At 75.0% G+C, this 23,868-nt stretch carries 20 protein-coding genes and 1 riboswitch; of the genes, 7 read left to right on the top strand and 13 right to left on the bottom strand.

Annotated features, from left to right (window positions below; genetic code table 11):
* Nucleotides 1–52 precede the first annotated feature (52 nt).
* On the top strand, nucleotides 53–1,501 hold the full coding sequence (argG, locus tag IE219_RS19065) for an argininosuccinate synthase (RefSeq protein WP_189978953.1): 1,449 nt from the start codon (nucleotides 53–55) through the stop codon (nucleotides 1,499–1,501).
* A 110-nt stretch (nucleotides 1,502–1,611) separates the two neighbouring features.
* Here argG and IE219_RS19060 read toward each other — a convergent pair whose 3' ends face one another.
* From IE219_RS19060 to IE219_RS19045, 4 genes are all read right to left on the bottom strand, one after another.
* Nucleotides 1,612–1,791: a DUF7691 family protein gene (locus IE219_RS19060; RefSeq protein WP_189978951.1), complete on the bottom strand. Its 180-nt coding sequence runs from the start codon at nucleotides 1,789–1,791 to the stop codon at nucleotides 1,612–1,614.
* Nucleotides 1,792–1,859: 68 nt separating this feature from the next.
* Nucleotides 1,860–2,858, bottom strand: coding sequence for a type I glyceraldehyde-3-phosphate dehydrogenase (gene gap / locus IE219_RS19055; protein WP_189978949.1), 999 nt, complete (start codon nucleotides 2,856–2,858; stop codon nucleotides 1,860–1,862).
* 114 nt (nucleotides 2,859–2,972) lie between these two features.
* Entirely contained in the window at nucleotides 2,973–3,929 is a 957-nt protein-coding gene (locus IE219_RS19050; protein ID WP_189978942.1) for a GlxA family transcriptional regulator, read from the bottom strand.
* A 186-nt stretch (nucleotides 3,930–4,115) separates the two neighbouring features.
* Nucleotides 4,116–5,216, bottom strand: coding sequence for a C45 family autoproteolytic acyltransferase/hydrolase (locus IE219_RS19045; protein WP_189978940.1), 1,101 nt, complete (start codon nucleotides 5,214–5,216; stop codon nucleotides 4,116–4,118).
* Nucleotides 5,217–5,556: 340 nt separating this feature from the next.
* Between IE219_RS19045 and IE219_RS19040 the strand changes: the two genes are divergently transcribed.
* Nucleotides 5,557–5,856 (top strand): DUF6342 family protein, encoded by a 300-nt coding sequence (locus IE219_RS19040; RefSeq protein ID WP_189978938.1) that lies wholly within the window; start codon nucleotides 5,557–5,559, stop codon nucleotides 5,854–5,856.
* 123 nt (nucleotides 5,857–5,979) lie between these two features.
* Here IE219_RS19040 and IE219_RS19035 read toward each other — a convergent pair whose 3' ends face one another.
* Complete coding sequence (locus IE219_RS19035; protein WP_189978936.1) at nucleotides 5,980–6,396, bottom strand: Fur family transcriptional regulator; 417 nt, start codon at nucleotides 6,394–6,396, stop codon at nucleotides 5,980–5,982.
* A gap of 260 nt (nucleotides 6,397–6,656) precedes the next feature.
* On the opposite strand from IE219_RS19035, the gene katG reads away from it, so the two are divergent.
* On the top strand, nucleotides 6,657–8,879 hold the full coding sequence (gene katG, locus IE219_RS19030) for a catalase/peroxidase HPI (RefSeq protein ID WP_189978934.1): 2,223 nt from the start codon (nucleotides 6,657–6,659) through the stop codon (nucleotides 8,877–8,879).
* A 162-nt stretch (nucleotides 8,880–9,041) separates the two neighbouring features.
* Here katG and IE219_RS19025 read toward each other — a convergent pair whose 3' ends face one another.
* From IE219_RS19025 to IE219_RS19015, 3 genes are all read right to left on the bottom strand, one after another.
* Nucleotides 9,042–9,875, bottom strand: coding sequence for an SDR family NAD(P)-dependent oxidoreductase (locus tag IE219_RS19025; protein ID WP_189978932.1), 834 nt, complete (start codon nucleotides 9,873–9,875; stop codon nucleotides 9,042–9,044).
* 79 nt (nucleotides 9,876–9,954) lie between these two features.
* The gene (locus tag IE219_RS19020; protein WP_189978930.1) at nucleotides 9,955–10,791 is read right to left on the bottom strand and encodes a class II fructose-bisphosphate aldolase; all 837 of its coding nucleotides are present in this window, start codon (nucleotides 10,789–10,791) and stop codon (nucleotides 9,955–9,957) included.
* A 56-nt stretch (nucleotides 10,792–10,847) separates the two neighbouring features.
* Nucleotides 10,848–11,768 carry an SIS domain-containing protein gene (locus IE219_RS19015; RefSeq protein ID WP_189978928.1) on the bottom strand — a complete coding sequence of 307 codons (921 nt, stop codon included), beginning with the start codon at nucleotides 11,766–11,768 and terminating at the stop codon, nucleotides 10,848–10,850.
* Nucleotides 11,769–11,916: 148 nt separating this feature from the next.
* Here IE219_RS19015 and IE219_RS19010 point away from each other — a divergent pair, with 148 nt between their 5' ends.
* Together IE219_RS19010 and IE219_RS19005 are read left to right on the top strand one after the other, a co-directional pair.
* On the top strand, nucleotides 11,917–12,723 hold the full coding sequence (locus IE219_RS19010; protein WP_189978925.1) for a DeoR/GlpR family DNA-binding transcription regulator: 807 nt from the start codon (nucleotides 11,917–11,919) through the stop codon (nucleotides 12,721–12,723).
* Nucleotides 12,724–12,876: 153 nt separating this feature from the next.
* Nucleotides 12,877–14,913 (top strand): phosphocholine-specific phospholipase C, encoded by a 2,037-nt coding sequence (locus IE219_RS19005; protein ID WP_189978923.1) that lies wholly within the window; start codon nucleotides 12,877–12,879, stop codon nucleotides 14,911–14,913.
* Nucleotides 14,914–14,946: 33 nt separating this feature from the next.
* Here the strand turns inward: IE219_RS19005 and IE219_RS19000 are convergent, their stop codons facing one another.
* Together IE219_RS19000 and IE219_RS18995 are read right to left on the bottom strand one after the other, a co-directional pair.
* The gene (locus IE219_RS19000; RefSeq protein ID WP_189978920.1) at nucleotides 14,947–15,780 is read right to left on the bottom strand and encodes an SDR family oxidoreductase; all 834 of its coding nucleotides are present in this window, start codon (nucleotides 15,778–15,780) and stop codon (nucleotides 14,947–14,949) included.
* An 89-nt stretch (nucleotides 15,781–15,869) separates the two neighbouring features.
* Nucleotides 15,870–16,469, bottom strand: coding sequence for a DUF6197 family protein (locus IE219_RS18995; protein WP_189978918.1), 600 nt, complete (start codon nucleotides 16,467–16,469; stop codon nucleotides 15,870–15,872).
* 358 nt (nucleotides 16,470–16,827) lie between these two features.
* Nucleotides 16,828–16,985: riboswitch (cyclic di-AMP (ydaO/yuaA leader) on the top strand.
* Nucleotides 16,986–16,989: 4 nt separating this feature from the next.
* On the opposite strand from IE219_RS18995, the gene IE219_RS18990 reads away from it, so the two are divergent.
* Nucleotides 16,990–17,916 (top strand): LysM peptidoglycan-binding domain-containing protein, encoded by a 927-nt coding sequence (locus IE219_RS18990; RefSeq protein WP_189978916.1) that lies wholly within the window; start codon nucleotides 16,990–16,992, stop codon nucleotides 17,914–17,916.
* Between the two features lie 7 nt (nucleotides 17,917–17,923).
* Here IE219_RS18990 and IE219_RS18985 read toward each other — a convergent pair whose 3' ends face one another.
* From IE219_RS18985 to IE219_RS18975, 3 genes are all read right to left on the bottom strand, one after another.
* On the bottom strand, nucleotides 17,924–19,225 hold the full coding sequence (locus IE219_RS18985) for a phosphoribosyltransferase family protein (RefSeq protein WP_189978914.1): 1,302 nt from the start codon (nucleotides 19,223–19,225) through the stop codon (nucleotides 17,924–17,926).
* A 123-nt stretch (nucleotides 19,226–19,348) separates the two neighbouring features.
* Nucleotides 19,349–20,278, bottom strand: coding sequence for a universal stress protein (locus IE219_RS18980; protein ID WP_189978912.1), 930 nt, complete (start codon nucleotides 20,276–20,278; stop codon nucleotides 19,349–19,351).
* Between the two features lie 146 nt (nucleotides 20,279–20,424).
* Nucleotides 20,425–21,189: an alpha/beta fold hydrolase gene (locus tag IE219_RS18975; protein WP_189978910.1), complete on the bottom strand. Its 765-nt coding sequence runs from the start codon at nucleotides 21,187–21,189 to the stop codon at nucleotides 20,425–20,427.
* Nucleotides 21,190–21,293: 104 nt separating this feature from the next.
* Here IE219_RS18975 and IE219_RS18970 point away from each other — a divergent pair, with 104 nt between their 5' ends.
* On the top strand, nucleotides 21,294–23,822 hold the full coding sequence (locus IE219_RS18970) for a SpoIIE family protein phosphatase (protein ID WP_189978908.1): 2,529 nt from the start codon (nucleotides 21,294–21,296) through the stop codon (nucleotides 23,820–23,822).
* Nucleotides 23,823–23,868 lie beyond the last annotated feature (46 nt).

The following is a 23,868-nucleotide window of genomic DNA, read 5'->3' as shown; positions in this document are numbered from 1 at the left end:
GGGAAGATCACCCCACGTTGCATAGCCATGCGGATTCATGCATACTATTGCCATGTCCAAGGTTCTCACCTCCCTTCCCGTCGGCGAGCGCGTCGGCATCGCCTTCTCCGGTGGTCTCGACACCTCCGTCGCGGTCGCGTGGATGCGTGACAAGGGCGCGGTCCCCTGCACGTACACCGCCGACATCGGCCAGTACGACGAGCCCGACATCGCCTCGGTGCCCGGGCGCGCCCAGACCTACGGCGCCGAGGTGGCCCGTCTGGTCGACTGCCGCGCCGCGCTGGTCGAGGAGGGGCTGGCCGCGCTCACCTGCGGCGCCTTCCACATCCGCTCCGGCGGCCGGGCCTACTTCAACACCACCCCGCTGGGCCGCGCCGTCACCGGCACCCTCCTGGTGCGGGCGATGATGGAGGACGACGTCCAGATCTGGGGCGACGGCTCGACCTTCAAGGGCAACGACATCGAGCGGTTCTACCGCTACGGCCTGCTGGCCAACCCGCACCTGCGGATCTACAAGCCGTGGCTGGACGCCGACTTCGTCACCGAGCTCGGCGGCCGCAAGGAGATGTCGGAGTGGCTCGTCGCCCACGACCTCCCCTACCGGGACTCCACCGAGAAGGCGTACTCCACCGACGCCAACATCTGGGGCGCCACCCACGAGGCGAAGACCCTGGAGCACCTGGACACCGGCGTCGAGACCGTCGACCCGATCATGGGCGTCCGCTTCTGGGACCCGTCGGTCGAGATCGCCCCCGAGGACGTCACGATCGGCTTCGAGCAGGGCCGCCCGGTGACCATCAACGGCAAGGAGTTCGGCTCCGCCGTCGACCTGGTCATGGAGGCCAACGCCATCGGCGGCCGGCACGGCCTGGGCATGTCCGACCAGATCGAGAACCGGATCATCGAGGCCAAGAGCCGCGGCATCTACGAGGCGCCCGGCATGGCGCTGCTGCACGCCGCCTACGAGCGCCTCGTCAACGCCATCCACAACGAGGACACCCTCGCCCAGTACCACAACGAGGGCCGCCGGCTCGGCCGCCTCATGTACGAGGGCCGCTGGCTGGACCCGCAGGCGCTGATGATCCGCGAGTCGCTCCAGCGCTGGGTCGGCGCGGCCGTGACCGGCGAGGTCACCCTGCGGCTGCGGCGCGGCGAGGACTACTCGATCCTCGACACCACGGGCCCGGCCTTCAGCTACCACCCGGACAAGCTCTCCATGGAGCGCACCGAGGACTCCGCCTTCGGCCCGCTGGACCGGATCGGCCAGCTGACCATGCGGAACCTCGACATCGCCGACTCCCGCGCCAAGCTGGAGCAGTACGCGGGCATCGGCCTGATCGGCACCGGCAGCCCGGCCATCGGCGCCGCGCAGGCCGCCGCCACCGGTCTGATCGGCTCGCTCACCGAGGGCGGCGCCGAGGTCATCGCCTCGCGCGGCGAGACCCCCGACAGCGAGGAGACGGCGCTCGACCGCGCCGCCATGGAGACCGGCACCGACTAGCCCCCTCCCCCCTGTCCCCCGCCCGTGGGCCGACCCGGAACTCCGGGCCGGCCCACGGCCGTTCGGACGCGGAACCGCTCGGCCGCCGTGCCATTCGGCCGTAGGCCCGTTCAGCTGTAGGCCCGTTCGGCCGCCGTGCCGTTCGGCCGTCGGTCGAGCAGAAGATCGGGCCGGGAGTGGACGCCCAGGTCCATGAGGTCGGAGCCGCAGTGGTCGATGACGTGCTGGAGCGCCCGCGCGTACGCCTTCCCGGTGCACTCCCCCTCGGCGTCGGCGCCCCTCCACATCATGCCGGACGGCACCGACGACGCCCCCTCGGCCGGGGGCCGAGGGGGCGTCGCGGGGAGGTGACGGGAGGTCAGCTCGCGGCGAGCATCTCCAGCGTGTCGATGACGCGGTTGGAGAAGCCCCACTCGTTGTCGTACCAGGCGACGACCTTGACGTGGCGGCCGTCGACGCGGGTCAGGGCGGCGTCGAAGATCGAGGAGTGCGGGTTGCCGGTGATGTCGGAGGAGACCAGCTCGTCCTCCGAGTACTCCAGGACACCGGCGAGCTTGCCCTCGGCGGCCGTGCGGTAGGCGTCGAGGATCTGCTCGCGGGTGACCTCGCGGGCGACGGTCGTGTTGAGCTCGACGATCGAGCCGACCGGCACGGGCACGCGGATCGAGTCGCCGGACAGCTTGCCGTCCAGCTGCGGCAGGACCAGGCCGATGGCCTTGGCGGCACCGGTGCTGGTGGGCACGATGTTGACGGCGGCGTTGCGGGCGCGGCGGGCGTCGCGGTGCGGGCCGTCCTGGAGGTTCTGCTCCTGGGTGTAGGCGTGCACGGTCGTCATGAAGCCGTGCTCGATGCCAGCCAGCTCGTCGAGGACGGCGGCCAGCGGGGCGAGCGCGTTGGTGGTGCAGGAGGCGTTCGAGACGATCGTGTGCAGCTCGGCGTCGTACGTGTCGCTGTTCACGCCGTACGCGAGGGTGACGTCCGCACCGTCGGAGGGGGCGCTGACCAGGACGCGCTTGGCGCCGGCGTCGAGGTGCAGGCGGGCGTCCTTGGCGCTGGTGAAGCGGCCGGTGGCCTCCAGGACGATGTCGACGCCCAGCTCGGCCCAGGGGAGCTTGGCCGGCTCGCGCTCGGCGAGGACCTTGATGCGGCGGCCGTCGACGACGAGGACGTCGCCCTCGACGGAGACCGGGCGGCCCAGGCGGCCCGAGGTCGAGTCGAAGGCGAGGAGACGGGCGAGCGCCTTCGGCTCGGTGAGGTCGTTGACGGCGACGACCTCCAGCGTGGTGTCGCGCTCCAGCAGGGCGCGGAGCACGTTGCGGCCGATGCGACCGAAACCGTTGATGGCGATGCGAGTCATGAGCGGTGTCCCTTCCGGTGTTCTCGTGATCCAGCCTCGCGCGCCGCGCCGCCCGGCGGCAGGGGCGAGATCGCCATGGTCCGCAAGGATCGTGCCAAGGTCGGGCGGGGCGGGTCAGGCGCCCCGGGTGAAGGTGCGCCGGTACTCGCTCGGGGTGGTGCCGAGGATGCGCTGGAAGTGCATGCGCAGGTTGGCGCCGGTGCCGAGGCCGGTGTCGGCGGCGATCTGCTCGACGCCGAGCTCGGAGCGTTCGAGGAGTTCGCGGGCGCGGTCGACGCGGGCGCGCAGCAGCCACTGCATGGGGGTGTAGCCGGTCTCCTCGACGAAGCGGCGGGAGAAGGTGCGGGGCGAGACGGCGGCGTGCCGGGCGAGGACGTCGAGGGTGAGGGGTTCGCCGAGGTGGTGCAGGACCCATTCGCGGGTGGCGGCGAAGCGTTCGCCGTGCGGTTCGGGGACGCTGCGGGGGACGTACTGGGCCTGGCCGCCGCTGCGGTAGGGGGCGGCGACGAGGCGGCGGGCGGCGTGGTTGGCGGCGCCGACGCCGAGGTCGCCGCGGAGGATGTGGAGGCACAGGTCGATGCCGGAGGCGGCGCCGGCGGAGGTGAGGACGCTGCCCTCGTCGACGAAGAGGACGTTCTCGTCGACCCGGACGAGGGGGCGCTTCTCGGCGAGGGCGCGGGCGTAGTGCCAGTGGGTGGTGGCCCGGCGGCCGTCGAGGAGTCCGGTGGCGGCGAGGGCGAAGGCGCCGGTGGAGATGGCGGCGAGCCGGGCGCCGCGCGCGTGGGCGGTGATCAGGGCCTCGACGACGGCGGGCGGCGGGTCCTCGCGGTCGGGGAAGCGGTAGCCGGGGACGAAGACGATGTCGGCCCAGGCGAGGGCGTCGAGGCCGTGGGCGACGTTGTAGGACAGACCGTCGCCGCCGGTCACCAGACCGGGGGTGGCGCCGCAGACCCGCACCTCGTAGGGCATGCTCGCGCGGGTCGTGAAGACCTGGGCGGGGATGCCGACGTCGAGCGGTTTGGCCCCTTCGAGAACGAGGACGGCGACGCGGTGGAGACGGGAGGCTGACACGGCACGAGCCTACGCGGCGAGCCCCGGCCCCCGGCCGGCCGGAGGGACCGGGGCGTACGGCCCGAGGGGACGGGGTCGGTCGCGCGGGAGGACCCGGCCGGGTCCGTGCGGCGGGGCGCGGGGGCGGCCGTACCCGGAGCCGTACGGAGGGGCACGGGACCGGCCGGGGCGCGCGGCGGCGGGCGGTCAGGCGCGGAGCTCGTACCAGGGGCGGTCGGCGTGCTCGGCGGGGGTGCCGTCGAGGACGCGGGCGGTGCGGGCGGCCGGGTCGAGGAGGACGGTCGCGAGGCTCGCCCAGCGCCGGCCGAGCGGGGCCTCGGGGTCGGGCACGCAGGTCACGGGCGGTTCGCCGGGGCCGGTGACCAGGAGGCGGAGCAGGGCGTCGTGGTCGGCGGCGGGGGTGCGGGCGAGGCGGTCGCGGAGGAAGGCGTAGCGCTCGCCGGAGTCGGGCTGGTAGAGCCAGGTCTTCTCGTGGCGGGCGGGGGCGGGGGTGAGGAAGTGGTTGGTGCGCAGGCGGGTCGCGTCGTCCACGGCCGGGGCCTCGAAGACGCCGTCGGGGCTGAGGTCGAGCAGGACGGCGCGCCGCTCGTCGAAGAGGAGGAAGGAGCCGGAGGAGGTGAGCGGGGCGGAGCGGATCAGGTCGACGGCCTCGTCGGCGTCGGCGGCCTCTTCGAGGACGAGGGCGGCCAGGACGTGCACGGGGATGCCGCCGACGCGGTCGTCGCGGTGGCCGAGGATGTTGAAGTGGAGGGCGAGGCCGGCGCTGTTGACGCCGATCTTGGCGAGGATGCCGTGCTCGGTGAGGCCGACGTAGCGGTGGGTGCCGCCGGCGGCGTCGACGGTGTGCCAGGAGGAGCCGAGTTCGACGTGCCAGTCCCAGGTCTGGATGCCGAGGTGGGTGGTGCCGCCGCCGGGGGCGGGGACCCGGCGGACGACGGTGGAGCACTCGCCGGGCGGGACGGCGCGGCTCCGGGCGAGGATCTCGGTGCGGGCGTTGAGGGCGGCGACCCGCCAGAGGTCGGCGCCGGCGCCGTCCGCGAGGCCCTCGATCTGGGCGCGCAGGGCGGGCCGGAAGGCGTCGACGGCGTCCAGGGCCCGGTGGGCGTCGTCCCGGACGGTCGTCCGGGGTATCTCCGCGAGGGCGAACAGCCGGTCGTAGACGTCGAGGGCGTCGTGCAGTCCGCCGGTGAGGAGCGCGCCCCGCTGCCGTCCCCGCTCGCGCGGGTCGGCGGCGTCGGCGGCCACGTGGAGGCGGTGCGCGGGGCGGGGGAAGGAGGCGAGGGGCATGGGGGCTTCCTGGAGGGGCGGCGGGGTACATCGTGCGAGCTTTATTGGTCGTACGGCCAATAAGTTGCGCCCATCCAACCCCCCGGACACCGGACCGTCAAGCCCGCGCCACCGGCAGGCCACACCTCCGGGCACACACCGGCCCCGGCAAGGCTTTTTCGGGTCTTCTTCACCCTGCGGTCATATCTACGAATTTGCGCCTGACCCGGTCGAAATTCGGTCACACCTCGGACACCCACTGTCACCATGTGAACGAGCTGAGTAGCTTCTGGAGCGGTTCGGGAGGGCCCGTGAAGACCCGGACCCGAAACCCTCATCAGTGGAAGCGGGAAGGAAGCACATGGCAGACATCGATCTGGGCGTGGCGTCGGACTGGGACGAGGGCGACACGCACGGTCGCGTCAAGCTGCGGGAGAACCAGGTCTACCCGGGCTCCCCGAAGAAGGACGTGCTCATCAGCTCCCCGGTGAGCATCGAGCTGTCCGTGAACACGAACTTCTCCTCCTCCCAGGAGGCGGACAAGATCTACTTCACGACCCACCACGGCTCGACGAAGAAGATCATCGCCGTGCTCGACTCGGACGGGAACCTGCACATCGCCGGTCGGCTGATCACCGACCAGAAGGACCTCCGGTACTAGAAGGCTTCCCCCGGGCCGCCCGGACACCGACCGGCCGCCGCCCGCACGCACGACGGACAGGGCCCTCCACGAGAGGGCCCTGTCCGGCTTTTCCGGGCCCGGCCGGACCCTCCGCCGCCCGCGTCAGGCGGTCGCGCAGTCCGGGCAGAGGCCGCGGTAGGTCACGTCCGCCTTGGAGACGGCGAAGCCGTAGCGCTCGGCGTCGGGAAGGGCGGCGAGCGGGTCGCCGGTCGGCCGGACGTCGCGGATCGCGCCGCACCCCGTACAGACCAGATGCTGGTGGGAGCGGTGCGCGTTGGGGTCATAGCGCTTCGCCCGCCCGTCGGTGGACAGCTCCACCACCTCGCCGAGGGCCACCAGCTCGCCCAGCGTGTTGTAGACGGTCGCCCGCGCGATCTCCGGGAGCCGCTCCGCCGCGCGCGCGTGCACCTCGTCGGCGGTGAGGTGGACGTGCTCGCCGGTGAGGACCTCCGCGACGACGCGGCGCTGCGACGTCATGCGCCAGCCCCGGGCCCGCAGCCGTTCCAGCAGGTCGCCCATGAGGCCCCTCCCGTTCCCTGCCGGCCGGACCGGGGGGCGCGGTGCGCCGCACCCCTGTTCCCGCTCCAGCACTTTGGCATTGTTCTTGACTTGGACTTCGTCCATTGTAGGATCAGTTTCGTTGATGGCCAAGGGACAGGAAACGTCCGGCACGGCGGCAGACGAGGAACGTGACGCACCCCCGGGGACCCCGGAGCGGTGCCGCTTCGTCGGGTCTCCGCGCCCAGGACCTTCCCGCGCGTGTCCGGAAGGAAAACCCCATGTCTGAGAACCTCGATGCACACGGCGGCGACGCGAAGGCCGAGGGCGGCTGCCCCGTCGCCCACGGGCGCGCCGCGCACCCCACCCAGGGCGGCGGCAACAGCCAGTGGTGGCCGAACCGGCTCAACCTGAAGATCCTGGCGACGAACCCCGCCGTGGGGAACCCGCTGGGCGAGGAGTTCGACTACGCCGCGGCCTTCGAGGCGCTCGACCTCGCCGCCGTGAAGCGGGACATCGCCGAGGTCCTCACCACCTCGCAGGACTGGTGGCCGGCCGACTTCGGCCACTACGGCCCCTTCATGGTCCGCATGGCCTGGCACAGCGCGGGCACGTACCGCATCAGCGACGGCCGCGGCGGCGCCGGCGCCGGCCAGCAGCGCTTCGCCCCGCTCAACAGCTGGCCGGACAACGGCAACCTGGACAAGGCCCGCCGTCTGCTGTGGCCGGTGAAGAAGAAGTACGGCCAGGCCATCTCCTGGGCCGACCTGATGATCCTCACCGGCAACGTGGCCCTGGAGAGCATGGGCTTCAAGACCTTCGGCTTCGCCGGCGGCCGCGAGGACGTGTGGCAGGCCGACGAGGACGTCTACTGGGGCCCCGAGACCACCTGGCTCGACGACCAGCGCTACAGCGGCGACCGCGAGCTGGAGGACCCGCTCGGCGCCGTCCAGATGGGCCTCATCTACGTCAACCCCGAGGGCCCCAACGGCAACCCGGACCCGATCGCCGCGGCCCGCGACATCCGCGAGACCTTCCGCCGGATGGCGATGAACGACGAGGAGACCGTCGCCCTCATCGCCGGCGGCCACACCTTCGGCAAGACCCACGGCGCCGGCCCGGCCGACCACGTCGGCGAGGCCCCCGAGGGCGCCTCCATCGAGGAGCAGGGCCTCGGCTGGAAGAACACGTTCGGCACCGGCAAGGGCGCCGACACGATCACCTCCGGCCTGGAGATCACCTGGACCTCCACGCCCACCAAGTGGAGCACCAACTTCTTCTGGAACCTCTTCGGCTACGAGTGGGAGCTCACCGAGAGCCCGGCCGGCGCCAAGCAGTGGAAGCCGAAGCACGGCGCGGGCGAGGGCTCGGTGCCGCACGCCCACGACGCCGCCAAGCGGATCGCCCCCGGCATGCTCACCACCGACCTGGCGCTCCGCTTCGACCCGGTCTACGAGCAGATCTCCCGCCGCTTCTACGAGAACCCCGACGAGTTCGCGGACGCCTTCGCCCGCGCCTGGTACAAGCTGACCCACCGTGACATGGGCCCGGCCGTCCGCTACCTGGGCGCCGAGGTCCCGGCGGAGGAGCTGCTCTGGCAGGACCCGCTGCCGGCCCGCGACCACGAGGTGGTCGACGCGGCCGACGTCGCCGCCCTCAAGGAGCAGATCCTCGGCTCCGACCTGACCGTCGCGCAGCTGGTCGGCGCGGCCTGGGCCGCCGCCTCCTCCTTCCGCGGCAGCGATAAGCGCGGCGGTGCCAACGGCGGCCGCGTCCGCCTGGAGCCGCAGCGCGGCTGGGCCGTCAACAACCCGGACGACCTCGCCCAGGTGATCCGCGTCCTGGAGGGCGTCCAGGAGTCCTTCAACGCCGACCGGACCGACGGCAAGCGGGTCTCCTTCGCCGACCTCGTGGTCCTCGCGGGCTCCGCGGCCGTCGAGAAGGCCGCCGCCGACGCCGGCCACGCCGTCGAGGTGCCCTTCACCCCGGGCCGCGTGGACGCCACCCAGGAGCAGACGGACGTCGAGTCCTTCGCCGCCCTGGAGCCGCAGGCCGACGGCTTCCGCAACCACCTCGGCAAGGGCGTCCGCCTCCCCGCCGAGTACCTGCTGATCGACCGCGCCAACCTGCTCACGGTCAGCGCCCCCGAGCTCACCGTCCTCGTCGGCGGCCTCCGCGTCCTGGGCGTCACCCAGCCGCAGACCGCCCTCGGCGTCCTCACCGAGCACCCCGGCACGCTGACGAACGACTTCTTCGTCAACCTGCTCGACCTGGGCACCACCTGGTCGGCCGCCTCCGGCGACGCGAACACCTTCGAGGCCCGTGACGCGGCCGGCGAGGTCAAGTGGACCGGCACCCGCGCCGACCTGGTCTTCGGCTCGAACTCGGAGCTGCGCGCCCTCGCCGAGGTGTACGCGAGCGACGACGCGAAGGAGAAGTTCGTGGCGGACTTCGTCGCCGCGTGGACCAAGGTCATGGACCTGGACCGCTTCGACCTGCGCTGATCCCCGCCGGGGTCCGCCGCCGAGCACCGGCGGGCCCCGCACCGCGCCCCCGCGACCCGTACCGGTCGCGGGGGCGTCCGCGTTCCCTCACGTCCGCGTTCCCTCACGTCCGCGTCCCCCCTCCGCGTCCCCCCTCGCGTCCGCGTCCCCCGCGCGGGCGCGTCAGGCGGTGACCGTCCCGACCAGCCGGTCCGTCAGCTCCATGAGCCGCCGCCGGGCCTCCGGGTCGTACGCCCACGGGTGGGCGCGGGCCTCGTCGAAGCGGTCGAAGTAGCGGCCGGTGACACCGGCCAGGGCCGGATCGGTGACGAGCCGCACGGTCGGGCGGACGCCCTCCTCGACGCCGACCCGGGGGACGAGCCCGTAGGCCCGCACCCCCTCGGTGTCCATGAGGTGGGCGGGGTGCAGGGAGGTGACGGTGACGCCGGTGCCGGCCAGCTCCTCGGCCAGCGCGAAGGCCGCCGTGATCAGGGCGAGTTTGCTGCGGCAGTACGCGCGCAGCCCCTCGTAGTCCCGTTCGAGCTGGGGGTCGTCGAGGTCGACGGGCTCCTGCCCGATCGAGGCGACGGCGACGACCCGGGCCGGCGCGGAGGCGGTGAGCAGCGGCAGCAGGCCCCGGGTGAGGGCGTACGGGGCGAGGTGGTTGACGGCGAGGCGCAGTTCGTGGCCCTGGGCGGAGACCTCGCGGACCAGGGGGCGCGCGCCGCCGCCCGCCACCGCGTTGTGGACGAGGGCGTCGAGACGGGGCTCGGTCTCCCGGATCCGCGCGGCGAGGGCGGCGACCTGGTCGAGGTCGGCGAGGTCCGCGAGGTGGGTGCGGACCCCGCCGGCGCCGAGCGCGCGGGCCTCGGCGGCGACGGCCGCGAGGCGCCCGGGGTCGCGGCCGTGCAGCAGGACGGTGCCGCCCCGGGCGGCCAGGTCGAGGGCGATCCCCCGGCCCATGCCCTGGGTGGCGCCGGTGACGAGGGTGGTGTGGTGGTGCGGGAGACGGGTCATGCCGTCGATCGTGGCCGACCTCCGGCGGGCGCGGGAGGGCGTGGCGGACCTGGTGTCGCCACCACCGGGCTGGGGCCGGTCAGCGGGGGTCGAGGAGGCCCAGGAGGTGGGTGACCTCGGCGGCGACGGCGGTACGGGCCGGGGTGAGGTAGCGGCGCGGGTCGACGTCGTCGGGGTGGGCGGCGAGGTGGTCGCGGACGGCGCGGGTGAACGCCTTGTTGAGGTGGGTGGAGACGTTCACCTTGGTCATGCCGGCGGCGACGGCCCGGGTGAGGAGCGCGTCGGGGACGCCGGAGGAGCCGTGCAGGACCAGGGGGACGGCGGCGGCGTCCCGGAGCCGGGTGATCAGGCCGAGGTCGAGGACCGCGTCCCGGGTGACCATCTGGTGGACGCTGCCGACGGCGACGGCGAGGGCGTCGACGCCGGTGGCGGCGACGAAGGCGCGCGCCTCGCCGGGGTCGGTGCGGACGCCCGGGTCGTGGGCGCCGCCCTTGCCGCCGACCTCGCCCAGCTCGCCCTCGACGGCGACGCCGTGCCGGTGGCAGTGGTCGACGACCGCGCGGGTCGCCGCCACGTTCTCCTCGTACGGGAGCTTCGAGGCGTCGAACATGACGGAGCCGAGGCCCAGTGCGACGGCCTCGTGGACGAGGCCGGGGTTCTCGGCGTGGTCGAGGTGGACGGCGACGGGCACCTTGGCGGCGCGGGCGAGCGCGAGGCAGGCGACGGCGACGGGTTCGAGGGCGCCGTGGTAGCGGACGGTGTTCTCGCTGATCTGGAGGACGACGGGCCGGTCGGCCCGTTCGGCACCGGCCACGATGGCCTGCGCGTGCTCCAGCTGGAGCACGTTGAAGGCGCCGGTGCCGGTGCCGGCGGCGCGGGCCCGCCGGACGAGGTCGAGGGTCGGGGTCAGAGGCATGGTCCTGCTCCGGGAACGGGAACGGGGTGGAGTCGGGGGCGGGAGGGGCCGGCGCCTCAGGCGCCGTCGGCGAGGACGACCGAGCGGGTGAGGTTGCGGGGCCGGTCGGGGTCGAGGCCGCGGGCCTCGGCGACCGCGACCGCGAGCCGCTGCGCCAGGACCAGTTCGGCGAGCGGGTCGAGGCCGGGGGCGACGAGGATGCCGCCGACGGCGCGGACCTCCTCGGCGAGTCCGTCCGGCAGCGGGCCGAAGCTCCAGGCGACCCGGCCGGGGCCGGTGATGCTGATGGGGCCGTGGCGGTACTCCATCGCCGGGTACGCCTCCGTCCACGCGCCGGCCGCCTCGCGCATCTTGAGCCCGGCCTCCAGGGCCAGCCCGTGGGTCCAGCCGGTGCCGAGGAAGGTGACCTGCCCGGCGCCGAGGACCTCGGTCTCCAGCGGCCGGGCGAGGGCGAGTTCGGCGTCGTCGGCGGCGCGGGAGACCGGCGCGACGCCCTCGGGGAGGGCGTCCTCGGCCTCCAGGTGGGCGCGGAGGAGGGCGAGGGCGGTGGTGGCGAAGCGGGTCTGGACGACCGACTCCTCGTCGGCGAAGTCGAGGACGGCGACGGCGTCCGCGAGGTCCATGACGGGGGTGGCCGGGTCGGCGGTGATCGCGCCGGTGGGGACGGTGCCGGAGAGGGCCCGCAGGACGGCGAGGACCTCGCTGGTGGTGCCGGAGCGGGTGAGGGCGAGGACCCGGTCGTAGCGGCGGCCGAAGGGGAAGCGGGAGGCGGCGAAGGCGTCGGTCTCGCCGTGCCCGCCGGCCTCGCGCAGGTCGGCGTAGGCCTGGGCCATGAACCACGAGGTGCCGCAGCCGATCACGGCGACGCGCTCGCCACGCCGGGGCAGGGCGGCGGTGTGGGCGGGCAGGGTGCGCAGGGCTTCGCGCCAGGCGGCGGGCTGGGTGGCGATCTCGGCGGCGGTACGGGAGGGGGACACACGGACTCCTTGCACGGAAGAAACAGGGACAGTGCGTGAAGTTGCTCGAAACGAGCGTTATTCAAGCAGATTCACGCAGTCATGTGCCAGGGTGCGTGCACGGGGCGGCGTAGGATCGAGGCCGCGCACCCGGGAGGAAAAGGTCGGCATGTCCAAGCACGAGCGGTGGAACGCGCTCCTGGAACTCCTGGCGTCGGCGGGGAAGGTGGAGGTCGAGGAGGCCGCGACCGCCCTCGGCGTCTCCGCGGCGACCATCCGCCGCGACCTCGACGAGCTGGCCGAACAGCGGCTCCTCGTCCGCACCCGGGGCGGGGCCGTCGCGCACGGCGTCTCGTACGAGCTCCCGCTGCGCTACAAGTCGGGGCGGTACGCCGCCGAGAAGGCCCGGATCGCCGCGGCGGCGGCCGAGCTGATCGCCCCGGGCGAGGTCGTCGGACTGAACGGGGGGACGACGACGACCGAGGTCGCGCGGGCGCTGGCCCTGCGCTTCGCGGGCGAGCACGCCGAGCCAGCCCGCCCGGCCGCCCCCGCCGGGCCGGCGCTGACCGTGGTCACCAACGCCCTCAACATCGCCACCGAGCTGGCCGTACGCCCCCAGATCAAGATCGTGGCGACCGGTGGGGTGGCCCGCCCGCAGACCTACGAGCTGGTCGGCCCGCTCGCCGCCGGGGTCCTCGGCGAGGTGGTCCTCGACACGGTGGTGCTCGGGGTCGACGGGGTGGATCCGGCGCTCGGGGTGATGGCCCACCAGGAGGAGGAGGCGGGCATCAGCCGCCTCTTCGCCCAGCGGGCGAGCCGGGTCGTGGTGGTGACCGACTCCTCGAAGCTGGGGCGGCGGGCCTTCGCCCGGATCTGCGGGCTGGAACGGATCGGCCTGCTGGTGACGGACACTGGCATCGCCCCGGAGACGGCCGCCCGGCTCACCGAGGCGGGAGTCCGCGTCCACACCGTCTGACCGTCCCTCACCGAGGGAACGGCCCCCTCCGCCCCGGCCGTCCCCCGGGTGTTCACCCCTCCCTCACCGCACGGGTGTACCCCTGCGCGCGCCGCTCCCCCATCATGTCTGCCGGTGCGCCGCCGGGGCACGCCGCGACAGGAGGGGCGGGACATGCTTCCCATCAGCCGCAGGGGATTCGTCGGGATCGGCGCCGGGATCGGCGCGGGGCTCGTCACGGGGGCGGCGCTCCCGCCGACGGCGGCCTCGGCCGCCGCGCGGACCGCGACCGGCACCCTCACCGACGTCCGCCACGTGGTCGTCCTCATGCAGGAGAACCGGAGCTTCGACCACTACTTCGGCACGCTGCGGGGCGTGCGCGGCTTCGGCGACCGGGCGGCGGGGAACATCCCCGGCGGCTGGGGCACCTTCCAGCAGCCGAACTGGGGCGGCCGGCGGTTCCCGTGGAAGCTGAGCGACACACCCCCGGCGGGCGGCGCCGACGGCGAGACGCTCGCCCAGTGCAACGGCGACCTGCCGCACAGCTGGACCTCGCAGCACGCGGCCTGGAACAAGGGGCGGCTCGACAACTGGGTGACCGGGGTGGGCAACACCCGCACCCTCGGCCACCTCGACCGGGAGGACATCCCCTTCCACCACGCGCTCGCCGACCACTACACGATCTGCGACGCCTACTTCTCCTCCGCGCTCAGCGCCACCGGCCCCAACCGCACCTTCCTGTGGAGCGGGAAGGTGGACGGCGGCAGCAAGGACGGCGGCGACGAGTCCGGGCTGACCTGGGAGACGTACGCCGAGGCGCTCCAGCGGGCCGGGGTGAGCTGGAAGGTCTACCAGAACGCCCAGGACAACTACGGCGACAACGGCCTCGCCTACTTCAAGAGGTTCACCGACGCCCGCCCCGGCGACCCGCTGTACGACCGGGGCATGGCCTCGGTCCCGAAGGCCACCGGCTCCACCCCCGACGACATCGCCGCCGCGATCCGCGCCGACGCGCTGGCGGGCACGCTGCCGCAGGTGTCGTGGGTGGTGGCGAACGAGGCGTTCTCGGAGCACCCGTACGCCCCGCCGGGCGACGGCGCGCACTTCGTCGACCTGGTCTACCGGGCGCTCGCGGCGAACCCGGAGGTCTTCGACTCGACGGTGCTGTTCCTCAACTACGACGAGAACGACGGCTTCTTCGACCACGTGCCGCCCCCGGTGGCCCCGCCCGGCACTCCCGGCGAATACCTCGACGGCGTGCCGATCGGCCTCGGCTTCCGCGTCCCGATGCTGGTCATGTCCCCGTGGACGCGCGGCGGCTGGGTCAGCTCGGAGGTCTTCGACCACACCTCGGTGCTGCGCTTCCTGGAGACCTGGACCGCCGCCCTCGGCACCCCCGCGACCTGCCCGAACATCAGTGCCTGGCGGCGGAGGGTGACCGGCGACCTGACCGGCGTCTTCGACTTCGCCCACCCGGTGTACGGGGTCCCGGCCGGGCTGCCGTCGACGGCGAAGGTCATCGGCCAGGCCACCTGCGCCCCGCTGCCCAACCCGGCGCCGCAGAACAACGCGCTGCCCGCCCAGGAGCCCGGCACCCGGCCCGCCCGCGCCCTCCCCCACCAGCCCACCGGCGACCTCGACCGCTTCGAGTTCGGCGCCGCCGGGAAGATCCTCGCCTGGTTCTCCATGGCCAACCAGGGCCCGGAGGCGCGCCGCGCCGCCCACTTCTCGATCCACCCGCACCAGCACCGGGACACCGCCGCCTGGCAGTACACGGTGGACCCGGGCACCACCGCGACCGACTACTTCAACATCGGCCTGGGCTCGGGCTCGGGGAAGTACGACATCTCGATGATGGGCCCCAACCGCTTCCTGCGCCGCTTCATCGGGGACGCCTCGAAGGCGGGCAAGGACGTCGAGGTGGCGGCGCGGTACGCGGTCGAGCCGGGCACCGGGAAGACGGCGGTCTGGTTCCGGATGACGAACTCCTCCGGCGGCCCGGTCACCTTCACCATCCGGTCCGACGCCTACCGGACGGACGGGCCGTGGACGTACACCGTCCCGGCGGGCTCCTCCCGGGAGGACTGGTTCAACGCGGTGGCGTACCAGAACGGCTGGTACGACTTCACGGTCCTGGCCGACCTCGACGGCACCTGGTCGCGCCGCTACACCGGCCACATCGAGACGGGCGCGCCGAGCGTCACCGGCTGACGCGCCCCTCCGTCCGCACCCGGCCGGTCCGGGTCAGCGGAAGGCGTCGGCGTTCTCCTCGGCCCACCGTCCGAACGGCCGGGCCGGGACGCCGGTGACCCGGCCGACCGTGTCGTGGACCTCCAGGAGCCCGTCGCGGAGGTCCCCGCCGGTGACGTCGAGCACCGCGTCCGCGCCCTCGGCCCCGAAGACCCCGGCCATCCGCGCGCGGGCCTCCGCGCGGCCGGTCTCGACGAAGGGGATCCGGCGCCCCAGGGCCGCCCCGATCGCCTCGACCTGTCGGCGGGGCGTCACCAACGCGGGCCCGGTGAGGGTGTGGGCGCGGCCGTGGTGGCCGGGCCCGGTGAGCGCCGCCCGGGCCACGGCCGCGATGTCGCCGGGGTGGACGGTGGGCAGGCCGACGTCGGCGTACGGGGCGCGGACGGCCTCGCGCGCGCGGATGGCGGGCGCCCACATCAGGGTGTTCGAGGCGAACTGCGTCGGCCGCAGCACCGTCCACTCCAGGCCGCTCGCCCGGACCCGCTCCTCCACCTCCGCGTGCTGCCGGGCGGGGGCGAGGTGGGGGTGGGTCAGGACCGTGATCGACGAGACCAGGACGACGCGCTCCACGCCCGCCCGCCGGGCGGCGGCGAGGAGTTCGGGGGCCGGGCCGAGGTGCGGCACGAGGAAGAGGGCGCGGACGCCGTCCCACGCGCGCTCCACCGAGGCCGGGTCCGACAGGTCGCCCCGCACGGCCTCGACCCCCTCGGGGAAGGCGGCCCGGCCGGGGTCGCGGGTGAGGGCCCTGACCGGTCCCGCGCCGTGCGCGCGCAGGTCCTCCAGCAGGGCCCTGCCGATGTTTCCGGTGGCTCCGGTCACCAGGATCATGGACGTGTCCTCCCGTCGTCGGGTGAGCGAACGGGCGACACGCTAGGACCTCAAGTCTCCTTGAGGTCAAGGGCCGTGGACGCGGGGGCTCAGCGGCCGGCGAGGGCCGCGCGCCGGATCGTGGCGTCGAGGAGCCCGAGGGCGTCCTCGGCGGTCCGGCCGGGGGCGCGGTTCCAGGGGCCGATGAGGCCGTGCCAGCCCCGGGACCGCAGTTCGGTCATGATCCAGGCCCCGGCCTCGTTCATGGTCGCCGCGCTGCCGTGGCCGAGCCGGTGGGCGGCGAGCAGGGCGCCGCAGACGCACCGGGCGCCCCGCGCGTCGCGCAGCTTGTACGGGGTGTTCTGCCAGCCCCATTCGACCAGGACCCGGCGGGCGTGGCCGAGGTGGGCGGAGGGGAGCAGGTCGGGGCGGCCGACGCGGCGCCAGGCGTGCAGCCGGTCGGGGAGCAGGGCCCCGATCCGGCCGGGCAGCGGGCGCTCGGCGGGCGGGGCCGGGGGCAGCGCGTCGAGCGCCTGGGCGACGAGCCGGTCCACGGGCACGGAGAGCAGCCCCCGCCACGCCTCGGGCGCGGGAGCGGGGGCCGGGGCGGGAGCCGGGGCGGGTGCGGCCTCCCGGGCCGCCCTCTCGTAGAGCAGGGCCGCCTCGCGGTCGAGGGCGTCGGGATCGCACAGCACGGTGGAGTGTGACATTCCGACATCATTAAAGATGAATGCCCGTTTTGCCGGTTAAGCCCTTCCGGGCGCGCCCGCCGCCGTCACCCTGACGGGCCCATTACGCCGCACTATTCCCGAAAACCAAACGAGCCCCGCCATTCGGACATTACGCACTCCGTGACGCGACTCACTTCGCCGCCCCCTCCCCCGCCCTCCCCTTCCGCACGCGCCTTGCGCCACAAGGGATCGCGGACGCCTTCCGGAACGGGCCGATCTTGAATGCGGGGCGGTCGATCTTTGCCTTTCCTTTTTCCGTGCATGAGCGTCTTGTTCCCCGCCGCATTCCTCGCCTACGGTCTCCTCCATTCGAGCGGATCGCCGAATCCTGCCACCGCTCGAAAGACCTCCCATTTCACCCGACGGCAGGAGCGGGGGACCCACCACACCGCCGGTCCGGCCTTCCGGAGCGGCTCGGGGTGAAGCCGCGTGCGCGCGGCCGGACACCTCCCGTCCGAACCCGACAGCTCACCTCGCAGGCGCCGGAGAGGAATCCGTCATGGCCGCTCACGGCAAGCACCGCCGCCCCCGCCGACGCCCCGTCCCCCGGGGCGTCGCCCTCGCCGGAACCGGCGGGATCGCCCTGGCCCTGCCCCTGGTCGTGCCCGCCGCGGCCGGCGCCGCACCCGTCTCGGCGCCCGCCGCCGCACAGGGCGCGGCGGTCGCGGACGCCGCCGTACGGCTCCCCGCCGCCCCGCTTCCCGGCGCGCGGACCGCCGCTCCCGCCGCCACTCGCGCGTACACCGTCGTGAAGGGCGACTCGCTTTCCCTGATCGCCCACCGAAAGGGAATTCAGGGCGGCTGGCAGTCGCTTTACGCGGCGAACCGGGAAGCCATCGGTGACAATCCGTCACTCATTCACCCGGGACTGGAACTGACGACGGGTCGGCATTCCGCGAAGGCGGCTCCGGAGGCCCGGAAGACGGTCCGCGAAACGGCCTCCAAAACGGTCCGCGAGAGCGCCCGGAAGTCCGCCGCGACCGGCTCCGCCGAACGGGCGAGCCGTTCCGCCGCCCGGGTCGCGGTCCCCGCCGTGGCGAGCGCCGCCGCCCCGGCCTCCACCGGCGCGGTCCGGGCCGTTCCCGTCGCCGCCACCACCGGGTACGCCGACAACCTCGACGGCTGGATCCGCGAATCGCTCGACGTCATGGCCCGCTACGGCATCCCCGGCTCGTACGACGGCATCCTGCGCAACGTCCTGCGCGAGTCCTCCGGCAACCCCCGCGCCGTCAACCTCTGGGACTCCAACGCCGCGAAGGGCACCCCGTCCAAGGGCCTGCTCCAGGTCATCGACCCGACCTTCGCCGCCTACCACGTGCCGGGCACCGCGGCCGACCCGTACGACCCGGTCGCGAACATCACCGCGGCCTGCAACTACGCGGCCGACCGGTACGGCTCCATCGACAACGTGAACGGCGCGTACTGACCCGCCCTCACCCGCCGTCCCCGCCCCGGGGGACGAGGTGCGCGGTGAACCAGCCGGTCGCCAGCTCCGCCACCTCCTCCAGCGCCCCGGGCTCCTCGAAGAGGTGGCCGGCGCCGGGCACGACCTCCAGCCGGTTCGGACAGCGCAGCCGCGCGCGGGCCCGCCGGTTCAGGTCGAGGACGAGGTCGTCGCGGCCGCCGACCACCAGCAGCGTCGGGGCCCGCACCCGGGCCAGCCGGTCCCCCGCCAGGTCGGGCCGGCCGCCCCGCGAGACGACGGCGGCGGCCCCGTCGCCCGGCGCGGCCGCGGCCCACAGGGCGGCGGCCGCTCCCGTGCTCGCCCCGAAGTAGCCCCGGACCAGCCCCGAGGTGCCGGGCTCCCGGCCCGCCCAGGCGGCGGCCCGGCCCAGCCGGCCGGCGAGGAGCGGGGTGTCGAAGACCCTGGCCCGGTCCGCCTCCTCCGCCTCGGTGAGCAGGTCGAAGAGGAGGGTGCCCAGCCCGGCCCGGTTCAGCGCGGCGGCCACCGCCCGGTTGCGGGGGCTGTGCCGTCCGCTGCCGCTGCCGTGGGCGAAGAGGACCAGGCCGGTGGCCCCGTCGGGCACCGCGAGGTCCCCCGGCAGCACCGGCCCGCCGGCCGGTATCCGTACGGCGGCGTGCCGGACGGCCGGACCGCGCGCCGCCCTGCTCCGGTCGAGCAGGGCCACCACCTCGGCGTCCCCGGTCTGCCCGAAGTCCCGGTAGAACAGGCCGACGGCCGAGAAGCCGTCCGGGGCGTGCACGGCGACGGTCTCGTCGGCCTCGCCGCCGAGCCGGGCGGTCCAGCCGTGCGGCGCCACCGGGACGGCGAGCACGATCCGGGCCGCGCCCCGGGCCCGTACCGCCCGGCAGGCGGCCAGGGCCGTCGCGCCGGTGGCGAGCCCGTCGTCGACGACGACCGCGGTCCGGCCCTCCAGCGGGACGGGCCGGTGGCCGCTCCGGTAGGCGCGGGACCGGGCGGCGAGGACCTCCCGCTCGCGCTCCTCGACCGCCGCGAGCCCCGCGGCGGTCACCCCCGCGTCCCGCACGATCCCCTCGTTGAGGACCCGGACGCCGCCCTCCCCGATCGCCCCCATGGCCAGCTCGGGCCGGCTCGGCACGCCCAGTTTCCGGACGAGGCAGACGTCCAGCGGGGCGCCGAGGGCGTCGGCGACCTCGGCCGCGACCGGCACCCCGCCGCGCGGCAGGCCGAGGACGACGAGGTCGCGGCCCGCGAGGTGGCCGAGGCGGGCGGCGAGCCGCCGTCCGGCGTCGGTGCGGTCGGCGAAGTACATGGCGCGCCGCCTTCCCGGTGGGCGATGCGGGCCCGGAAGGAGCCGTACGGCCCGGCCCCCGGCCCGCACCTCCAGCATCCCACCCGCCCCCGGCCCCACCGGTCGGCGCACGGCCCCGCCGGCTCAGCCCGAGCTGTTCCGGACGATCGCGACGGGGCAGTGGGCGTGGTGCAGGAGCGCCTGGCTGACGGAGCCGAGGAGCAGGCCGGTGAAGCCGCCGCGTCCGCGCGCGCCCATGACGAGCAGCTGGGCCCCCGCGCTCTCCTCCAGCAGCACCTGCCGGGGTTTGCCGAGCAGCAGCCGGGCCTCGGCCTCGAAGCCGGGGTGCCGGTCGGCGGCCCGCGCCAGGGTCCCGTCGAGGACCTCCCGCGCCTCCGCCCGCACCTGTTCGGGGTTGAAGAAGTGCGGGGTCATGTCGCCGAAGCCGACGCGCGGGGCCCAGGCGTGGACGGCGACGAGGCCGGTCTCCCGGGCCCGCGCCTCCACGAAGGCGAGGTCGACGGCCGCGTCGGAGTCCGGGGAGCCGTCGACGGCGAGGAGCACCGGACCGGACGGTTCGTCCCGGCCCCGGACGACGAGGACGGGGCAGTGCGCGTGGGCGGCGAGGTGGACGGCGACCGAGCCGAGCACCAGCCCGCCGAAGCCGCCGGTGCCCCGGCTGCCGACGACGACCAGCGTGGCGCCCTCGGAGCGGGTGGCGAGGACGGCGAGCGGTTCGCCCGTGATCAGTTCGCCGGAGACGGCGGTGCCGGGGGCGACCGCGCGGGCCCGGGCCACGGCCGTGTCGAGGACGATCCCCGCCTGCCGCCGCAGCCCGCTCTCGGTGGGCCCGTACACGGAGGGCTCCAGGTCGACCCGGAAGAGGGGCCAGATGAAGGCGTGGACGACGACGAGCCGGACGCCGTGCCGGGCGGCCTCCAGGGCGGCGGTCTCGACGGCCCCGAGCGCGGACGGCGAGCCGTCCGTCCCGACGAGGACGAACGGGCCCGGGGCCGCGGGCCCCCCGTCGGCCGTGGTCTGCGCTGCGGTGCCCCGGTCCTCGCTGCTCGTCATCGCTGGTCTTCCCTCCGGTGGTGCCCGCCGGTCGCGGGTGCTCGTGGTCGAGTACACCCGTCGACTGCCCGCCGGTCCGGGCGCCACGCGGGCCGAAGGTCCCGCGCGCGCCCGCGAAGGGCCCGGGCCGGCCGGCCCGGGGACGGTCAGCCGGTGAGGAAGTCCCCGACCAGGCGGGCCAGCTCCGCCGGGGCCTCCTCCGGCGGGTAGTGGCCCGCGTCCGCCAGCACCTCCAGGCGCGCGTTCGGGTACCAGCGCAGCCAGGTGGCCTCCATCGCGGCCGCGCCGAGCGCCGGGTCGTGGGCGCCGACGACCAGCAGGACGGGGGTCGGATTGCCCCGGACCCGCTCGTGGAAGTCGGGTCCTGACCACGACGCGAGGTAGGACCGGAAGGCGGCGGTCGTGGAGCGTTTCACCGAGCGGTCGACGAGGACGTCGAGCCATGCCTCGTCGTGGCGGCCGCCGGTGGTGTGGTCGATGATGGCCCGGCGCAGCGCCGGTTCCTCGACGGCCCCGGTGAAGAGGGCCCGGTTGCCCTCGTCGAGGGGGAAGCCCGCGGCGGAGACCGGCGAGACGCCGACGAGCGACCTGACCCGCTCGGGGGCGGCGAGCAGCATCAGCTGGGCGGCCTTGCCGCCCATGGAGTGGCCGACGACGGAGAAGGAGTCCCAGCCGAGGTCGTCGGCGACGGCCAGCGCGTCCGCCGCGACCTCCTCCATGGTGTAGTCGCCGTCGGCGTCGAGGGCCTCCCCGTAGCCCCGGCAGTCGAGGAAGGCGTAGCGCGCGGCGGCGCCGTCGAGGTGGGCGCGCAGGGGCGCGAAGCTCTCCCGGTCGCCGAACCAGTTGTGCAGGACGAGGGCCCGGGCGGGCCCGTCCCCGTGGACGTCGTACGGAAGTACCCGGCCGCTCATGCTGTCCTCCGCGCGTGGTGGTGCCCGTGGTCCGCCCGGTGCGGGCGGACGACTACCGAGTGTCATGGCTCGGCGCCGGTGGGTCAACGGGGCGGTGGACCGGGATGCGGCGGGATTCCCGCCGGGCGCATGCTGGCTGTGTGACCCCGCTCGGCCCGTCGCCCTCAGGTCCCGCCGTCGACGCCCCGCCGCAAGCGCTGACGCAGGCGCTGGCGGAGGCGGTGACGGACGCCGTCGAGGCGCTCCGCGGCCAGGCCGGCGGGGTGTACCTGCGCTCCGGCACGGCGGGGCTGCTGCGTCTGTCGGTGCTGGCGGGGCTGCCGGGCGAGCTGTTCCGCCCGTGGGCGCGGATGCACACCAACCGGCCCTTCCCGGTGGCGGAGGCGCACCGCTCCGGGCAGGCGGTGCACCTGGCGGACATCGAGGAGTCGATGCGGCGGTTCCCGCAACTGGTGGCGAGCCTGCCGTTCCCGTTCTCCTCGCTGTACGCGCCCGTGGCCACCGCCCGGGAGCGGTTCGGGGTGCTGGTGGTGCTGCGGCCGCCGACGCCGGGCGTGCCGGTCACGGCGCGGGACCGACAGCGGATGGCGCGGGCGGCGCTGCGGCTCGGGGAGGTGCTGGGGGCGCTCGCGGCGGGCGGGACGGACGTGGTGTGGCCGGGCGACCCGGTGTGCGTGCAGCTTCCGTCGGGGGCGGTGCCGGCGGTGCGGTTCGGCTCCTTCGACTGGGACCTGGCGGCGGGCACGGTGCGGATGGACGACGGGCTGCGGGCGATCCTGGGCGTGCCGGACCCGTCGCCGCTGCCGATCGAGGCGCTGACCTCGCGGCTGGAGCCGGAGGACGGGTACGCGCTGTGGGCGGCGGCCCGCCGCACGGGCGCGGCGGACGGCGGGGCGGTGCGGCGGCTGCGGCTGAAGGGGCCGGACGGCGGGCTGCACCTGCTGGAGGTGTCGGCGCGCTCCCGGTTCGTGGGGACGGACGGCCACGGGCACCTGGCGGGCGCCCTGGTGGACATGGGCACGGGGCCGGTGGGCTCGGACGCCACGGACCGGCTGCCCCGGGCGGTGCTGGCCGTCGACCGGCTGGGCCGGATCACCTACGCCAACGAGGGGACCGAACGGCTGCTGGGGCTCCCGCGCGGGGTGCTGGCGGGGCGGCCGCTGTGGGAGGCGCTGCCGTGGTTCGCCCATCCGTTCCACGAGGAGCAGCTGCGGGGCGCGCTGCTGTCGGCCGAGCCGGTGCGGTTCACGGCCCGGCCCGGGGAGGGCGGGCCGCTGTCGGTGTCGCTGTATCCGGGCCGGGACGGCGTGACGCTGGTCCTCGCGCCGGACGGGGGGACGGACCCGCCGGAGCCCTCGCTCCCGGCGCCGGTGCCCGTCTCCGCCCCGGCCGGGGACGGACCGGGGCCGGGGGGCGCGCGGGCGGCGGCGCTCTACCGGCCGGTGGCGCTGGCGATCGCGCTGACGGAGGCGGTGACCGCCCGGCAGGTGTCGGCGGTGGTCACGGAGGAGCTGCTGCCGGCCTTCGGCGGGCGCCAGTTGGCGATCTACCTGCTGAGCGACCGGCGGCTCTACCTGGCCTGGGAGACGGGTTTCCCGCCCGGTTTCCTGGACCGCTTCGACGGGGTGGAGCTGGACGCCGGGGTGCCGGGCGTGGAGGTGCTGACGACCGGCCGGCCGCAGTTCTTCGAGTCGATGGAGAAGCTGGGCCGGACCTATCCGGACCTGCCGCTGGACGCGGAGACGGGGGCGCGGGCCTTCCTGCCGCTGATCGCCTCGGGCCGGCCGGTGGGCTCGTGCATCCTCGGCTTCGACCGGCCGCGGACCTTCGCCGCGGAGGAGCGGTCGGTGCTCACCGCGCTGGCCGGACTGATCGCGCAGGCGCTCGAACGGGCCCAGCGGTACGACTCTGAGGCCGCGGTGGCGCGGGGGCTCCAGGACGCGCTGCTGCCGCACCGGCTGCCGGTGTGGGAGGGCGTGGAGACGGTGGCCCGCTACCTGCCGGGGACACAGGGCATGGACGTGGGCGGCGACTGGTACGACGTGGTGGAGACGGGCCGGGGCGAGCTGGCGCTGGTGATCGGGGACGTCCAGGGGCACGGGGTCGCGGCGGCGGCGACGATGGGGCAGCTGCGGAGCGCGGTGCGGGCGTTCGCGCTGAGCGGGCTGCCGCCGCAGGAGGTGATGCGGGGCACCAACCGGCTCCTGATCGATCTGGACCCGGGGCAGTTCGCGAGCTGCTGCTACCTGGTGCTGGACTCCCGGACGGGGGACGTGCGGGCGGTGCGGGCGGGGCATCCGCAGCCCCTGCTGCGGCGGGCGGACGGCACGGCGGAGCCGCTGGACCTGCGGGGCGGGGTGGTGCTGGGGGTGGACGGCCGGGCGGCGTATCCGGTGACCCGGCTGCGGCTCGCCCCGGGGGCGGCGCTCGCGCTGTTCACGGACGGGCTGGTGGAGCGGCCGGGCGCGGACATCGACGAGGGGGTGGAGCGGCTGCGGCGGGCGCTGGCCGCGACGGGTTCGCTGCCGCTGGCGGAGGCGGCGGACCGGCTGATCCACGAGGCGGTCCGGGCGACGGACCGGCCCGACGACATCGCGCTGCTGCTGGCGGCCCGGTGGCCCCGGTCCGGGTGAGGCTCACCCGGTCGGCGCAGCGGCGCTGGTCGGCGGGGGCGGGCCC

This window comes from Streptomyces termitum (assembly GCF_014650175.1).
In the GTDB taxonomy this organism is placed as follows: domain Bacteria; phylum Actinomycetota; class Actinomycetes; order Streptomycetales; family Streptomycetaceae; genus Streptomyces; species Streptomyces termitum.
The sequence above is the reverse complement of the archived record's forward strand: the minus strand, read 5'-3'. Positions and strand labels throughout refer to the sequence as shown.